We start from the raw sequence: 15,613 nt of genomic DNA on the forward strand, positions 1-15,613 counted from the left end.
GGTAGGCTGTCGCACGCGTTTCATGTGTATCGACGACAAAACCCGGCCTGCAGCCGGGTTTTTTTGTTTTTGGATTTTGTTTCGACGCGGGTTGGCCCGCCACTAGACCACCGGCCTACCGGGCCGACCGATTCGACAAAGGTATTCACGAGATGACTCTTCGCCATTTTCTGACCACCCAGGACTACAGCCGCGCCGAGATCGACGCGCTGCTGGAACAGGCGGCCGCCTTCAAGCGTTCCCCGCGCGGCCAGCAGCTGGCTGGCAAGTCGGTGGCGCTGATGTTCTTCAATCCTTCCATGCGCACGCGCACCAGCTTCGAGCTGGGTGCGTTCCATCTGGGCGGCCATGCGATCGTGCTGGCGCCCGGCAAGGACGCCTGGCCGATCGAGTTCGAGGTGGGCAGCGTGATGGAAGGCGATACCGAGGAGCACATTGCCGAGGTGGCGCGCGTGCTGTCGCGTTATGTGGACCTGATCGCCGTGCGCGCGTTCCCGAAGTTCCAGGACTGGTCGGTCGATCGCGAGGACAAGGTGATCAAGGCGTTCGCGCAGTACGCGACGGTGCCGGTGATCAATATGGAGACCATCACCCATCCTTGCCAGGAGCTCGCGCACGCTCTGGCGCTGAAGGAACACCTGGGCCATCTGCAGAACAAGAAGTACGTGCTCACCTGGACCTATCACCCCAAGCCGCTGAACACCGCGGTGGCCAATTCCGCCTTGCTGATCGCCACCAAGATGGGCATGGACGTGACCTTGCTATGCCCCACGCCCGACTACGTGCTGGACGAGCGCTACATGGAATTCGGCTATCAGAACGCCAAGGAAAACGGCGGTTCGCTGAAGGTCAGCCACAACATCGAGGAAGCCTATCGCGGCGCCGATGTGGTCTACGCCAAGAGCTGGGGCGCGCTGCCGTTCTTCGGCAACTGGGAGCAGGAAAAGCCGATCCGCGAGGCGAGCCGCCACTTCATCGTGGACGAGGCCAAGATGGCGCTGACCAACAACGGTCTGTTCAGCCACTGCCTGCCGCTGCGTCGCAATGTGAAAGCCACCGATGCGGTGATGGATTCGCCTGCGTGCATCGCCATCGATGAAGCCGAGAACCGCCTGCATGTGCAGAAGGCAGTGATGGCGTCGTTGATCGGTCAGCGCTGAGTCGAGGCGCGATCACCCATGTATATGCCGCCTTATTTCAAGGAAACGCGCAGCGAAGCGTTGCATGCGCTGATGCGCGCGTATCCGTTCGCGACGCTGGTAACGCATGGCGATGCGGGCCTCGGCGCCAATCATCTGCCGTGGGAGCTGGTCGGCGACCGCTTGCATGGCCACGTCGCGCGCGGCAACGAATTGGCGCGCGCCGATGGTGCGGAGGTGCTGTTGATCTTCCGCGGGCCGGACGGCTATGTGAGCCCGAACTGGTATCCGAGCAAGCATGAGACCGGGCGCGAAGTGCCGACCTGGAACTACGCCGTGGTGCATGTGCATGGCCGCTTGCGCGTGGTCGAGGATCACACCTGGCTGCGGCAGCTGCTCGAGCGGCTGACCGATCGCCACGAGGCGGGCCAGCCCAAACCGTGGCATGTATCCGATGCGCCGGCCGACCATATCGAGAAGGCGCTGGGCGGCATCGTCGGTCTGGAAATCAGCGTCGAGCGCATCGAGGGCAAGTTCAAGCTGAGCCAGAACCACCCGGCAGCGAACCGCGCCGGCGTGGTCGATGGCCTGCGTCAGCGACGTGGCCGGGGCGACGCCGAGCTGGCGGATCTCATGGCTCTACAAGAGGAGAACAGGAAGTGAGCAAGGGACATCAGCATCACTATAAGGTCGACGTGACGTGGACCGGCAACCAGGGCACCGGCACCAAGACCTATCAGGGCTATGGTCGCGAGCATGAGATCCGCATCGCCGGCAAGGCGGTGCTGGCGGGTTCGTCCGATCCCACGTTTCGTGGCGACGCCAGCAAGCACAATCCGGAAGACCTGCTGGTGACCTCGCTGTCCACCTGCCACATGCTGTCGTACCTGCACCAGGCCGTGCTGGCCGGCGTCGTCGTCACCGCTTATGAAGACCATGCCGAAGGCACCATGGAAACCGACGCGCATGGCGGCCGTTTCCTGGAAGTAGTGCTGCACCCGGTGGTGACCATCGCGGCCGGCAGCGACCCGGCCAAGGCCGAGGCGGCGCACGAGCCCGCGCACCATGCCTGCTTCATCGCCAACTCCGTGAATTTCCCGGTGCGCTGCGAACCGCGCATCGTCGTCGAATCTGTTTGACCTTATTTGTTCTTATTACTTCTTCAGGATTGCCAGTCATGAGCAAAGATATCGTTCTCGCCTTCTCCGGTGGCCTCGACACCAGCTTCTGCGTGCCTTACCTCAAGGAGCGCGGCTGGGCCGTGCACACCGTGTTTGCCGATACCGGCGGCGTCGATGCCGAGGAGCGCGCGTACATTGAGCAGCGCGCCAAGGAGCTGGGCGTTGCCACCCACGTCACCGTCGACGGTGGCCCGGCCATCTGGGAAGGCTTCGTCAAGCCGTTCGTGCAGGCCGGCGAGGCCTATCAGGGCCAGTACCCGTTGCTGGTGTCCGACCGCTACCTGATCGTCGATGCGGCGATCAAGCGTGCCGGCGAGCTCGGTACCAAGGCGATTGCGCATGGCTGCACCGGCATGGGCAATGACCAGGTGCGTTTCGACCTGGCAGTGAAGGCGCTGGGCGACTATCAGATCGTGGCGCCGATCCGCGAGATCCAGAAAGAGCACACCCAGACCCGCGCCTACGAGCAAGCCTATCTGGAAGAGCGCGGCTTTGAAGTGCGCGCGAAGCAGAAGAGCTACACCATCAACGAGAACCTGCTCGGCGTGACGCTGTCCGGTGGCGAGATCGATCACTGGAAGACCCCGGGCGAAGGCGCCCGCGGCTGGTGCAAGCCGCGCGCCGAATGGCCGTCCGAAAAGCTGTCGGTGACGATCGGCTTCGTCAAGGGCGAGGCCGTGTCGCTCAATGGCGAAAAGCTGCCGGGCGCCAAGCTGCTGGCCAGGCTCAACGAGTTGTTCGCGCCCTACGGCGTGGGCCGTGGCATGTATACCGGCGACACCACCATCGGCCTGAAGGGTCGCATCGTGTATGAAGCCCCGGGCCTGATTTCGCTGCTGACCGCGCATCGTGCGCTGGAAGAAGCCGTGCTGAGCAAGCAGCAGAACCGCTTCAAGCCCGACGTGGCGCGCAAGTGGGTGGAAGTGGTGTACGAAGGCTTCTACCACGACCCGATCAAGACCGATCTGGAGGCCTACCTGAGCTCCAGCCAGAGCTGCGTCAATGGCGAAGTCGTGCTTGAAACCTCGGGCGCCCAGGTCACCGCGGTGGAAGTGCGTTCGCCGCACATCCTCAATGCCAAGGGCGCGACCTATGCGCAGTCGGCGGACTGGGGCGTGGAGGAGGCCGAGGGCTTCATCAAGCTGTTCGGCATGAGCAGCACCTTGTGGGCTGAGATCAACCGCTGATTTGGGAGGGCGGGATCCAGTGACCTGCGCGGTGACGCGTAGAGGCGCTGGATTCCTGCCTGCGCAGGAATGACGGTTTCTCTGACGACTCGCGGACCCCGAGAGGGGGCGCGGCAAACATCACCAGACGGATGGTATGAGCGGATTACTGGACGACACTCTCAGACACCTTAGGGCGCTGGTCAGCTATGACACGCGCAATCCGCCGCGCGACATCGGCACGGGCGGCATCTTCGATTATCTGCGCGACAACCTGCCCGGCTTCGACGTCACCGTGACCGATTTCGGCGCAGGCGCCGTGAACCTGTACGCGGTGCGCGGCAAGCCGAAGGTGCTGTTCAATGTCCACCTGGATACCGTACCCGACTCGCCGCACTGGACGGCTGATCCACACGTGCTGCGTGTGACAGAAGACCGCGCCATCGGCCTTGGTGCCTGCGATATCAAGGGCGCCGCCGCCGCCCTGGTGGCGGTGGCCCATGCCACGCAAGGCGACATGGCGCTGCTGCTTTCCACCGACGAAGAAGCGAACGATGCGCGTTGCATCGCCGGCTTCCTCAAGGACAAACCGGCTTATGACGCCGTCATCGTGGCCGAGCCAACCAAGGGCGAGGCGGTGCTGGCGCATCGGGGCATCCATTCGGTGCAGATGCGTTTCAAGGGCAGTGCCGGCCATGCCTCGGGCGAGCAGAAGCCCAGCGACAGCGCGCTGCACCAGGCGATGCGCTGGGGCGCGGCAGCACTGGATTTCGTCGAGAAGCAGGCGCACGAGCGCTTTGGCGGGCTGACCGGACTGCGCTTCAACATCGGCAAGGTCGAGGGCGGCATCAAGGCCAATATGATTGCGCCGACGGCCGATATCCGTTTCGGTTTCCGTCCGCTGCCGACCATGGCGCCCGACCGGATGCTGGAAACGTTCCGCACCCTGGTCGAACCGCAGCCGGTGGAATTTGGCGAGACCTTCCGCGGCGATTCGCTGCCGGCCGGCGACACCGCCACCGCCGAGGCACGCCGTCTGGCGGCGCGCGACCTCGCGGACGAGTTGAACATTCCCATTGGCAATGCCGTGGACTTCTGGACCGAAGCGGCCCTGTTCTCCGCGGCCGGCTACATCTGTTTCGTCTACGGCCCCGGCGACATCGCGCAGGCGCACACCGCCGACGAATGGGTCGCCCTCAGCCAGCTCCAGCATTACGCAGAAACCATTTACCGGATCATTGATCGTGGAAGCGCATAAGCACACTCGCAAGACCATCGTCCGCCTGCTTTCGAGCATGGGCAGCGCGAAGGAAATCCAGCAATACCTCAAGCGTTTCTCGCAGCTCGATGCCAAGCGCTTCGCTGTGGTGAAGGTCGGTGGCGCCGTGCTGCGCGACGATCTGCCTGCGCTGACGTCCTCGCTGACCTTCCTGCAGCAGGTCGGCCTGACCCCGATCGTGCTGCACGGCGCCGGCCCGCAGCTGGACGAGGAGCTGTCGGCCGCCGGCATCGAGAAGCAGACCGTCAATGGCTTGCGCGTGACCACGCCGCAGGCGCTGGCGATCGTGCGCAAGGTGTTCCAGGAGCAGAACCTGCGTCTGGTCGAGGCCTTGCAGACCATGGACACGCGCGCCACCTCGGTGCTGTCAGGCGTGTTCACGTCCACCTACCTCGACCGCGACACCTACGGCCTGGTCGGCAAGGTGAGCCGGATCAACCTGGCGCCGATCGAGGCCAGCCTGCGCGCAGGTTCCATCCCGGTGATCGCCAGCATGGGCGAGACGGAAGAGGGCCAGATCCTCAACGTCAATGCCGACTTCGCCGCGAATGAACTGGTGCGCGTGCTGCAGCCGTACAAGATCGTGTTCCTGACCGGCACCGGCGGCCTGCTGGACGACAAGGGCCGCATCATCGACTCGATCAATCTCAGCACCGAGTTCGAGCACCTGATGGCGCAGCCGTGGATCAATGGCGGTATGCGCCTGAAGATCGAGCAGATCGCCGATCTGCTGGCCGATCTGCCGCTGACCTCGTCGGTGTCGATCACCCAGCCGGCCGAACTGGCCAAGGAGCTGTTCACCCACAAGGGTTCGGGCACCTTGGTGCGCCGCGGCGAGAAGGTGCGTCGTTTCGAGTCGTGGGAAGGCATCGAGCTGGACCGCATGCGCAACCTGATCGAATCCAGCTTCGGCCGCACCCTGGTGCCGGATTATTTCGAGCGCACCAAGCCGTTCCGCATCTATGTCAGCGAGAACTATCGCACCGCGATGATCCTCACCATGGAAGATGGCTTGCCCTACCTGGACAAGTTCGCCGTGCTGGACGATGCGCAGGGCGAGGGCCTGGGTCGCGCCGTATGGCAGGTGATGCGCGAGGAAAACCCGCAGTTGTTCTGGCGCTCGCGCCACGGCAACTCGGTCAATCATTTCTATTACGCCGAATCGGACGGCTGCCTCAAGCAGCCGCACTGGAAAGTGTTCTGGTACGGCCTCGACGACTTCGACACGATCGCCCGCTGCGTGGCCCATTGCGCCACGCGGCAGCCGACCCTGGTGGGCTGAAACATGAGCACGAGCAAACAACGTATCGGTATCGTCGGCGCGCGCGGTCATACCGGCGCCGAGCTGATCCGGCTGGTGGCAGCGCATCCGGCGCTGGAACTCGCCTTCGTCTCCTCGCGCGAGCTGGATGGCCAGCGGGTGGCGGACCAGGTGGAAGGCTTCGTCGGCGAGTTGCGCTATGTGAGCCTCGATCCGGCGGCCGTGGCCGCACAAGGTGCAGACGTGGTGGTGTTGGCCCTGCCCAATGGCAAGGCGGCACCCTATGTCGAGGCCATCGACAAGGCCAAGCCGGAGACGCTGATCGTCGACCTGTCGGCCGACTATCGTTTCGACGAGCGCTGGTACTACGGCCTGCCGGAGCTGACCCGTGAACGCTGGCGCGGCGAGAAGCGCATCAGCAACCCGGGTTGCTATGCCACCGCCGTGCAGCTGTCCATCGCACCGCTGAAGGACCTGCTGGCGGCGCCGCCGGTGTCGTTTGGCGTGTCCGGTTATTCCGGCGCGGGCACCACGCCGTCGGACCGCAATGATCCGGAGAAGCTGCGCGACAACCTGATGCCGTATTCGCTGACCGGCCATATGCACGAGAAGGAGGCCAGCCGCCATCTCGGTGTGCCGGTGGAATTCATGCCGCATGTGGCGCCGCATTTCCGTGGTCTTACCGTCACCACCAATCTCTACCTGGTGCGTCCGATCAAGCGCGAGGACGTGATCGCCCGTTTCCACGGCGCCTACGAAGGCGAGAAGCTGGTGCGCGTGCTGGACGAGGCGCCGTGGGTCAGCCAGATCGCCCACCAGCATCATGTGGAGATCGGTGGCTTCGCGGTGTCCGCCGACGGCAAGCGCGTGGTGGTGGTGGCGACGCTGGACAACCTGCTCAAGGGCGCCGCCACCCAGGCAATGCAGAACATCAATCGCGCGCTTGGCGTGGACGAATACACGGCGATCCCGCGACCGTGACGCTCACGCGCGCGTCGTCGTAGGGAAAGCCAACAACCATTCGTCCGGGGTCATCGTCATGCGTCTGTCCCGTTATCTGTTGCCCACCTTGAAGGAAACGCCCGCCGAGGCGCAGATCGTCTCGCACCGGCTGATGCTGCGTGCGGGCATGATCCGCCAGGAGGCCGCCGGGATTTATGCCTGGTTGCCGCTGGGCCTGCAGGTACTGCGCAAGATCGAGCGCATCGTGCGCGAGGAAATGCAGCGCGCCGGTGCGCTCGAGTTGCTGATGCCGACGCTGCAACTCGCCGACCTGTGGCGCGAGAGCGGTCGCTACGATGCCTATGGTCCGGAGATGCTGCGTATCCGCGACCGCAACGAACGCGAGCTGCTGTACGGGCCGACCAACGAGGAGATGGTCACCGAGATCTTTCGCGCAAACGTGCGTTCCTACCGCGACCTGCCGATGAATCTCTATCACGTGCAGTGGAAGTTCCGCGACGAGCAGCGGCCGCGCTTTGGGGTGTTGCGCGGGCGCGAATTCCTGATGAAGGATGCCTATTCGTTCGATCTCGACGAGGCGGCCGCCCGTCGCTCCTACCAGCGCATGTTCGTCGCCTACCTGCGCATGTTCTCCCGCATGGGACTGACGGCGATCCCCATGCGCGCGGAAACCGGGCCGATCGGCGGCGACCTCTCGCACGAGTTCATCGTGCTGGCCGATACCGGCGAGTCGGACGTCTATTGCGATCGCCAGTTGCTCGAGCTGCCGGTACCGGATGACCAGGTGGACTACGAGGGCGACCTCGCCGCGCTGATTGCGCCTTGGACACAGCCCTATGCCGCCACCGAGGATGTACATGACGCCGAGCGCTTCGAGCGCGAGGTGGCGGCGGAGCGCCGACTGCATACGCGAGGCATCGAAGTCGGGCAGATCTTCTACTTCGGCACCAAGTACGCCGAGCCGATGAAGGCGTTGATCACCGGCCCGGACGGCGTGGAGCGGCCGATCCATGGTGGCTCCTATGGCGTGGGTGTTTCGCGACTGGTCGGGGCCATCATCGAGGCCTGTCACGACGAGCGCGGTATCGTCTGGCCCGACGCGGTGGCTCCGTTCCAGGTCGGCCTGATCAACCTGCAGCAGGGCAACCTGGATACGGATGCCGCCTGCGAGACCCTCTACGCTCGACTCACGCAAGCCGGCATCGAGGTGTTGTACGACGACACCGGTGCGCGGGCCGGCGGCAAGTTCGCCACTATGGATCTGATCGGCTTGCCGTGGCAGCTGGCGGTCGGGCCGCGCGAGCTGAAGCATGGACAGGTTGAATTGAAGCGACGCGCCACCGACGAGCGCAGCGTGCTCACCCTCGACGACGCGATGGCGGCCCTGCTCGATGCGCGCCCGCGACGCGATTGAATTCCGTTTTTGCTTAGGCGCAGCGACTGCGCTCTCATCCATCGATACAGCAGGACACCAACATGACTCAGCCGCTCTGGCAAAAATCCAATATCAAGATCGACGCCCGCATCATGAAGTTCCTGGCCGGTGACGACGTCCTGCTGGATCGCGAGTTCTTCCTCTACGACGTCACCGCCAGCAAGGCGCATGTGGAAGGACTGGCGAATATCGGCGTGGTCAGCGCGGACGAGGCCACCGCACTCAAGCGTGAGCTGGATGTACTCGCCGAGGACTTTCGCGCCGGCAGCTTCGTGCTCGACGATCGCTATGAAGACTGCCACTCCGCGATCGAAGCACGTCTCACCGAGCGCCTCGGCGATGCCGGCCGCCGCGTGCATACCGGCCGCAGCCGCAATGACCAGATCCTGGTGGCCACGCGGCTATGGCTGAAGGACCAGCTGGCCACGCTGGAGCAGCACTGCCGCGCCATCGCCGCCGTCTGCCTGGACCGTGCGGCCCAGCCGGCGCTGCCGCTGCCGGGCTATACCCACCTGCAGCGCGCGGTGGTGTCGTCCACCGGCATGTGGTTTGCGGGCTTTGCCGAGGGCTTTATCGACAATGCGCTGCGTGCGCGCCAGACCGCGGCCCTGATCGACGCCAATCCGCTGGGCACCGCCGCCGGCTATGGCGTGAATATGAAGCTTGACCGCGAGCACACGACGGCGGCATTGGGCTTTGCACGCATGCAGATCTCGCCGATCTATGCCCAGTTGTCCCGTGGCAAGTTCGAAATGGCCGTGCTCGAAGCCATCGCCGGCGCGCTGCTGGACGTGCGTCGCCTGGCCTGGGATTTGTCGCTGTTCACCACGGCGGAATTCGATTTCGTGAAGCTGCCGTCCGAATACACCACGGGCAGCTCGATCATGCCGAACAAGCGCAACCCGGACGTGGTCGAGCTGCTGCGCGCCAGCTACGCCAGCGTGGCCGCGGCGCGCACCGAGATCGAGCAGCTGCTGTCGCTTCCTTCGGGCTACCAGCGCGACCTGCAGTTCTCCAAGGGCTCGCTGTTCCATGGCTGTCGCCATGGCCTGGCCGCGCTGGAGCTGATGCCGGACCTGTTGGCCCGCATGACCTGGAATGAACCGGCCATGCGCGCCGCGATCGAGCCGGCCATGTACGCCACCGACGTGGCGATCGAGCAGGCGGCGGCGGGCGTGCCGTTCCGCGACGCCTACCGCGCGGCGGCCGATGCGGCGGCTTCAGCCGGCGCAGGCCGGACGCCGGAGGGCAGCCTGGCGGCGCGCGTGTCACCGGGTTCGGGCAACGACCTCCGCCTGGACGAATTGCGCGCTAGACTCGGCCATCTGGACGGCTAAACGGTGAATGGCATGGGGACCGTCAGTACGGGGAATGCCGAACATTATCGCTGGGGGCAGGGCTGCGACGGCTGGCACCTGCTGGCCGGCGACGACCTGAGCGTGATCGAGGAGCGCATGCCGCCCGGTGCCGCCGAAGTGCGCCACCGGCATGCGCGCTCACGGCAGTTTTTCTATGCCCTCGAGGGCACGCTGACCCTGGAGCTGGAGGGCGAGGTTCACCAGCTGCAGCAGGGACAGGGCCTGCACGTGCCTGCAGGAGCAGCCCATCAGGCCCGTAACGACGGTCGTGCCGATGCGCGCTTCCTGGTGGTCTCCGCGCCCCGAAGCCATGGTGATCGCATCGCGGCGCCCCGGGAGGCCGAGGCATGAGCATCGCGTCGGCACGGCCAGCCTTACCTGAGCAGCCGTTGCCGGCCTGGCGACGCGCCGTGTTGAAAGTTGGCAGCAGCCTGCTGGCGGCCGACGGGGGCGGGCTGAATGCCCGCTACGCGGAGGCCTTGGCGGGCTTTATCAGCGCCAGTCGCGAGCAGGGCCGGGAGGTGATCCTGGTCTCTTCCGGCGCCGTGGCGGCAGGGCGGGCCTTGCTGCGCCAACACGTGCCGTCCGGCGGCGACCTGGCCGCCCGGCAGGCGCTGGCGGCGCTGGGCCAAGCCCCGATGATCGCCTTATGGCAGTCGCTCGGCACGCGGCCGGTGGCGCAGGTGCTGCTGACGCACGATGACTTGCGTAACCGCCGCCGTTACCTCAATGCGCGAGCCACCTTGCGCGAGTTGCTGGCGCTCGACGTCCTGCCCGTGGTCAACGAGAACGACACCGTGGCGGTGGACGAGCTGAAGCTCGGCGACAACGACAATCTAGCTGCCATCGTCGCGGCCCTGGTCGATGCCGACCTCTTGTTGATCGCCTCCGACGTCGATGCGCTCTACAGCGCGGACCCGCGCCGCGATCCTGCCGCCGTGCCGATCACCCGGGTGGATGCGCTCACTCCCGAGCTGCTGGCCATGGCCGGTGGCAGCGGCAGCAGCGTCGGCACCGGTGGCATGCGCACCAAATTGGAGGCGGCCACCAAGGCGGCCGGGGCTGGCATCGCCACCGCGCTGTTCAGCGGTCGCGACGAGGCGACGGTCAGCGCGCTGGCGCGCGGTTTTCTGCGCGGCACCCTGATTGCCGCCTGGGGGACGCGCATGCAGGCGCGCAAGTACTGGCTTCGCCATGCGCCGGCCGCACCCGGACGTATCCGCGTGGACGCAGGCGCCGCACGTGCGCTCGCGGGCGGTCGCGCTTCCTTGCTGCCGGGCGGTGTGCTCGGGGTCGAGGGGGACTTTCAGCGTGGCGACCTGGTGGAAATTGTCGACGAGGCCGACCAGCCCGTGGCGCGTGGCCTGTGCCAGTACGGGGCGACAGAAGCCCGGCGCCTGGCGGGTCGGCATAGCCGCGAGATCGAACAGGTATTGGGCTATAGCTATGGCGCCGAGGTCGTGCATCGCGACGACCTGGCCAGCCTGGCCCACGCCGAAATGACCGGGGAACGCACGGCATGAGCGATATCCGTTCACTCGCACTGGCCTGTCGCGATGCGGCGCCGCTGATGGCGGCGCTGGACACGGCAGCCAAGATGGCACTGCTGCATGACATGGCGTCGTCGCTGGAGCAACACGGCGACGCGATCCTGGCCGCGAATGCGCGCGACATGCAGCAAGCGCTCGACAAGGGCTTGCACGGCGCCATGCTGGACCGGCTGCGCCTGGATGCCACGCGCATCGCAGCAATCGCCCAGGCCTTGCGCGAGGTGGCCGGGCTGCCCGACCCGGTTGGCGTAGTCACTCGTCGCGAGACGCGGCCTAACGGTATCGCGGTGGAGCGGGTACGCATTCCGCTGGGCGTGGTGGCGATGATCTACGAGGCGCGCCCCAATGTGACGGCGGATGCGGCAGCGCTGTGCCTCAAGGCAGGCAACGCGGTGATCCTGCGCGGCGGGTCGGAGGCACTGCATTCAAATCTGGCTATCGCGGCAGCGCTGCACGACGCGTTGCGCGCCCATGGCTTGCCCGAAGCCGCCATCACCTTGCTGCAGGATCTGCGTCGCGAAGCGATGGTGGAACTGCTGCAGTTGACCGATATCGTCGATCTCGCGATTCCACGTGGTGGCGAAGGCCTGATCCGCTTCGTCGCCGAGCACGCGCGCGTTCCGGTGATCAAGCACTACAAGGGCGTTTGCCATCTCTTCGTGGACAGCGCTGCCGATGTTGCGCTGGCCCTGAACCTGCTCGTCGATGGCAAGACCTCACGTCCAGGCGTATGCAATGCGCTGGAGACCTTGCTGGTACACAAGGATGTGGCTGGGGCCTTCCTGCCCCGCGCCGCGCACGTGTTGCGCGAGCGTGGCGTGGAGCTGCGCGGTGATCCGGCCACCTGCCGCCTGGTGCCAGATACGAAAGCGGCGACGGAGGACGACTACGCCGCGGAGTTTCTCGATCTGATCCTGGCGGTGCGCGTGGTGGAGGATCTCGACCAGGCAATCGCCCATATCCGGCGCTACAGTTCCGACCATACCGAAGTGATCGCCACGCGTGACGAGGCGGCCGCGCAACGCTTCGTGCAGGCATTGCGCTCCGCGGTGGTCATGGTCAACGCGTCCTCGCGTTTCTCCGACGGCGGCGAGCTAGGCCTGGGTGCGGAGATCGGCATCTCGACCACGCGCCTGCATGCTTACGGACCGATGGGGGCGGAGTCGTTGACGATCGAGCGCTTCGTGGTGCGCGGTGAAGGGCAGCTGCGGCATCCACAGAGCCGCATCGAGGATCCCGGCCAGGGCCCCTGATTTCGCACTGTAGGAGCGCACCCAGTGCGCGATCACGGCGTCGCCGCTGCGTAGGCTTTTCGCGCACTGGGTGCGCTCCTACAACGGTCTCCTGTGACGCGACCGGCCACCCCGCCGTCGCGAGTCGTTGTCGATTCAGGCGGCGGGCGTAGCCCAGGCCTTGACCGCTTCCACAAACGCCCAGCAATCCGCAAACCGGTTGTACAAAGGCGCCGGCGAAATCCGAATCACATCCGGCTCGCGCCAGTCACCGATGATGCCGTGCTCCATCAGATACTCGAACAACGCGCGACCCCGCTCGCGACCACCCAGCACGCGGATCGACAGCTGCGCACCACGGCGTTCCGGATCGGCAGGCGTCACCACCTCGAGCACATGACTCAACTGCGTGTGCACCAGCCATTCAAGATAACCGGTGAGTCGCAGTGATTTCTCGCGCAATCGCGGCATGCCTGCGCGGCGGAAGATCTCCAGGGATACGCGCAAGGGAGCCAGCGCGAGGATCGGTGGATTGGAAAGCTGCCAGCCGTCGGCGCCATAGGTGGGCACAAACTGCGGACCCATCTGGAAGCGGGTGGTCTTGTCGTGGCCCCACCAGCCAGCGAAGCGCGGCAAGGCGGTACGCGCGTGGCGTTCGTGCACGAAGGCACCACCGACCGCGCCAGGGCCGCTATTGAGGTATTTGTAGCTGCACCAGATGGCGAAGTCGGCGCCGCTGTCGTGCAGTTGCAGCGGGAGGTTGCCCACGGCATGCGCGAGATCGAAACCGACTATGCAGCCATGGCGGTTGGCGAGCCGCGTGATGGCGGCCAGATCGAACGCCTGACCGGTGCGGTACTGGATGCCGGGCAGCATCACCAGAGCAATACGCGAACCGTGCTCGGCCAGCACCCGTTCGATGGCAGCCATCGAGGTGGTGCCGTTCGGTTCATCGCTTTGCAGTTCGATCAGCGCGGTGGCGGGGTCGAAACCGTGGAAGCGGACCTGCGATTCCACCGCGTAGCGATCGGTAGGGAAGGCGCCCGCTTCGATCAGGATGGCGTGCCGCTCCGGCGTCGGGCGATAGAAGCTCACCATCATCAAGTGCAGGTTCACGCCCAGCGTGTTCATCGCCACGACTTCGGCAGGCTGGGCGCCCACCACCGTCGCGAGGTCGTCGCGCACGAACTCGTGGTAGTCCATCCACGGCAGGCGGCCCTTGAAATGGCCTTCCACGCCCAGCTCGCCCCAGTAGTCCAGTTCGCTGTTCAGCGCGGGGCGCACGGCCCGCGGTTGCAGACCCAGCGAATTGCCGCAGAAGTAGTGGCTGTCGCGGCCCTCATGCGGCGGAATATGGAACTCGTCGCGGAAGTGGCGCAGCGGGTCGGCGGCATCCTGGGCCTGCGCCCAGGCAAGGGTGGCTTCGTACGGTGCGGACATCGGCATTCTCGTGCAGTGCGCATGGCGCCCGGTGAAGGGCGCGATGCGGTGAACCGGTTTACTTCAGGCGCGCCGCAATGGCGTCGCAACCCTTGTCGAAGGCAGCCTTCCAGGCGGGGCCCGCCTGGCTCTGGCTGGGGCGCACGCAGCGCAACTGGATGGCGTGGTTGCCCTTGAGCCAGTAGCGCTCGGTGTAGCTGAACTGCGCGCCGTTTTCCTGTGCGGTATAGACGAAGTTGTCGGCGGCCTGCGAGGCGCTGGTCTGGAAGCCGGTCAGCGCCTTCGCCTTGCTCATGGCGCCGCTCACGTACTGCTGGAAGGCGTTGGTATCGGCCACCTGCTTCACCGTGACGGTCACCCGGGCAAGGCTGCTGGCGGCCGTGGGCGAGGGATCCGGCACCTGGAAGACGCGCACTTCCGGATCGCCCTGCGTTTCCATGATGCTCACCCATGCGTCCGGCGTGCTGAAGCTGACGCTGCCGTCGGCCATGGTGACGTCCGTGGCGTGGGCTGCGCTGGCCAGCACGAGGGCGCTGGCGAGAACCATCTGGCGGAAAAAGCTCATGCCTGCTCCTGTGAGGCGGTGGGTTCGAAACGGTGGAGTGATAGCCCCAACCATTCCAGTGCGGTGCCGTGGAATAGTCGGGCACGGTCGGCGTCGTCGAGACCCAAGGCCTCGATGCCGCTACCCGGATGTTGCTCCCCCAGCGGGAAAGGATAGTCGGTACCCAGCATGACGCGGTCGACGCCGGTCACATCCAGGAGATAGCGCAAGGCATGCGGGTCGTGCACGCAGGAGTCGAAATACAGGCGCTGGAGGTATTCGCGCGGATTGCGCGGGTTGTCGGTCGCCACCAGGTCCGGGCGCATGCGGAAGCCATGCTCGATACGGCCGATGCTCCACGGAAAGCTGCCGCCGCCATGGGCCAGCATCACGCGCAGCTTCGGCAGCCGCTCGAGCACGCCACCGAACACCAGGCAGCAGCCCGCGCGCGATTGTTCCGCCGGCATGCCGACCAGCCAGGGCAGCCAGTACTTGGGCATGCTGGCTGCACCCATCATGTCCCAGGGATGGACCAGGACGGCGGCGCCGAGATCGGCGGCCGCCTCGAAGAACGGAAACAGCTCCGGCGCGTCCAGGTTCCAGTCGTTGCAATGCGAGCCGATCTGCACGCCTTGCAGGCCCAGTTCGTCGATGCAGCGCTCCAGCTCACGAATGGCCAGCTCGGGCGACTGCAGCGGCACCGTGCCGATGCCGGCGTAGTGACGCGGATAGTCGTTGCACAAGCGGGCGGTCTCGTCGTTCAGGTGCCGATGCAGCTCCAGCGCCTGGTAGCCCGGTGCCCAATAGGAGAACAGCACCGGCACGGTCGAGATGACCTGTACGCCGACGCCAAAACGCGCGTAATCGTCGATCCGGTGCTGGGGATCGAAGGCCGAATCCCACACCTCGCGGAAGAACTTGCCGTCCTTGTAGATACGGTGGCGCCCATCGTTGTGGATCATCACCGGAAAGCGTTCGTCCCCGTATTTGGCCGCCAGATTCGGCCAGTCGCGGGGCAGGATGTGAGCGTGGGTATCGATCTTGAGCATGGGTCCCAGTGTAAGT

15 protein-coding genes are annotated in these 15,613 nt (G+C 65.5%); 12 read left to right on the forward strand and 3 right to left on the reverse strand.

Annotated features, from left to right (window positions below):
• Positions 1–152 precede the first annotated feature (152 nt).
• The 12 genes from OUZ49_RS02805 to OUZ49_RS02860 all read left to right on the forward strand — a co-directional run bounded on the left by OUZ49_RS02805 (position 153) and on the right by OUZ49_RS02860 (position 12,585).
• Entirely contained in the window at positions 153–1,160 is a 1,008-nt protein-coding gene (locus OUZ49_RS02805; protein WP_266148414.1) for an N-acetylornithine carbamoyltransferase, read from the forward strand.
• 18 nt (positions 1,161–1,178) lie between these two features.
• Positions 1,179–1,802 carry an FMN-binding negative transcriptional regulator gene (locus tag OUZ49_RS02810; RefSeq protein WP_266148415.1) on the forward strand — a complete coding sequence of 208 codons (624 nt, stop codon included), beginning with the start codon at positions 1,179–1,181 and terminating at the stop codon, positions 1,800–1,802.
• Entirely contained in the window at positions 1,799–2,278 is a 480-nt protein-coding gene (locus OUZ49_RS02815; protein WP_266148416.1) for an OsmC family protein, read from the forward strand. The genes OUZ49_RS02810 and OUZ49_RS02815 overlap by 4 nt, the downstream gene beginning before the upstream one ends.
• Before the next feature lie 38 nt (positions 2,279–2,316).
• Complete coding sequence (locus OUZ49_RS02820; protein WP_266148417.1) at positions 2,317–3,507, forward strand: argininosuccinate synthase; 1,191 nt, start codon at positions 2,317–2,319, stop codon at positions 3,505–3,507.
• Between the two features lie 136 nt (positions 3,508–3,643).
• The gene (locus OUZ49_RS02825) at positions 3,644–4,744 is read left to right on the forward strand and encodes an acetylornithine deacetylase (protein ID WP_266148418.1); all 1,101 of its coding nucleotides are present in this window, start codon (positions 3,644–3,646) and stop codon (positions 4,742–4,744) included.
• Positions 4,745–4,781: 37 nt separating this feature from the next.
• Entirely contained in the window at positions 4,782–6,047 is a 1,266-nt protein-coding gene (locus tag OUZ49_RS02830; RefSeq protein WP_266148642.1) for an acetylglutamate kinase, read from the forward strand.
• A gap of 3 nt (positions 6,048–6,050) precedes the next feature.
• Entirely contained in the window at positions 6,051–7,007 is a 957-nt protein-coding gene (gene argC, locus OUZ49_RS02835) for an N-acetyl-gamma-glutamyl-phosphate reductase (protein WP_266148419.1), read from the forward strand.
• Between the two features lie 58 nt (positions 7,008–7,065).
• Positions 7,066–8,403, forward strand: coding sequence for a proline--tRNA ligase (gene proS / locus OUZ49_RS02840; protein WP_266148420.1), 1,338 nt, complete (start codon positions 7,066–7,068; stop codon positions 8,401–8,403).
• A 62-nt stretch (positions 8,404–8,465) separates the two neighbouring features.
• Positions 8,466–9,761 carry an argininosuccinate lyase gene (argH, locus tag OUZ49_RS02845; RefSeq protein ID WP_266148421.1) on the forward strand — a complete coding sequence of 432 codons (1,296 nt, stop codon included), beginning with the start codon at positions 8,466–8,468 and terminating at the stop codon, positions 9,759–9,761.
• A 12-nt stretch (positions 9,762–9,773) separates the two neighbouring features.
• The gene (locus OUZ49_RS02850) at positions 9,774–10,133 is read left to right on the forward strand and encodes a cupin domain-containing protein (RefSeq protein WP_266148422.1); all 360 of its coding nucleotides are present in this window, start codon (positions 9,774–9,776) and stop codon (positions 10,131–10,133) included.
• Positions 10,130–11,305 carry a glutamate 5-kinase gene (gene proB, locus OUZ49_RS02855; RefSeq protein ID WP_266148423.1) on the forward strand — a complete coding sequence of 392 codons (1,176 nt, stop codon included), beginning with the start codon at positions 10,130–10,132 and terminating at the stop codon, positions 11,303–11,305. The genes OUZ49_RS02850 and proB overlap by 4 nt, the downstream gene beginning before the upstream one ends.
• Positions 11,302–12,585: a glutamate-5-semialdehyde dehydrogenase gene (locus OUZ49_RS02860; RefSeq protein ID WP_266148424.1), complete on the forward strand. Its 1,284-nt coding sequence runs from the start codon at positions 11,302–11,304 to the stop codon at positions 12,583–12,585. The genes proB and OUZ49_RS02860 overlap by 4 nt, the downstream gene beginning before the upstream one ends.
• A 135-nt stretch (positions 12,586–12,720) precedes the next feature.
• Here the strand turns inward: OUZ49_RS02860 and kynU are convergent, their stop codons facing one another.
• From kynU to OUZ49_RS02875, 3 genes are read right to left on the reverse strand one after another with little or no spacing between them, the layout of a single operon-like run.
• Positions 12,721–14,004 carry a kynureninase gene (kynU, locus tag OUZ49_RS02865; protein ID WP_266148426.1) on the reverse strand — a complete coding sequence of 428 codons (1,284 nt, stop codon included), beginning with the start codon at positions 14,002–14,004 and terminating at the stop codon, positions 12,721–12,723.
• 58 nt (positions 14,005–14,062) lie between these two features.
• Positions 14,063–14,569 (reverse strand): hypothetical protein, encoded by a 507-nt coding sequence (locus OUZ49_RS02870; protein WP_266148427.1) that lies wholly within the window; start codon positions 14,567–14,569, stop codon positions 14,063–14,065.
• Positions 14,566–15,597 carry an amidohydrolase family protein gene (locus OUZ49_RS02875; protein ID WP_266148428.1) on the reverse strand — a complete coding sequence of 344 codons (1,032 nt, stop codon included), beginning with the start codon at positions 15,595–15,597 and terminating at the stop codon, positions 14,566–14,568. Before OUZ49_RS02875 ends, OUZ49_RS02870 begins: the two co-directional genes overlap by 4 nt.
• Between the last annotated feature and the right edge of the window lie 16 nt (positions 15,598–15,613).

This window comes from Dyella halodurans (assembly GCF_026283925.1).
Classification (GTDB): Bacteria; Pseudomonadota; Gammaproteobacteria; order Xanthomonadales; family Rhodanobacteraceae; genus Dyella; species Dyella halodurans.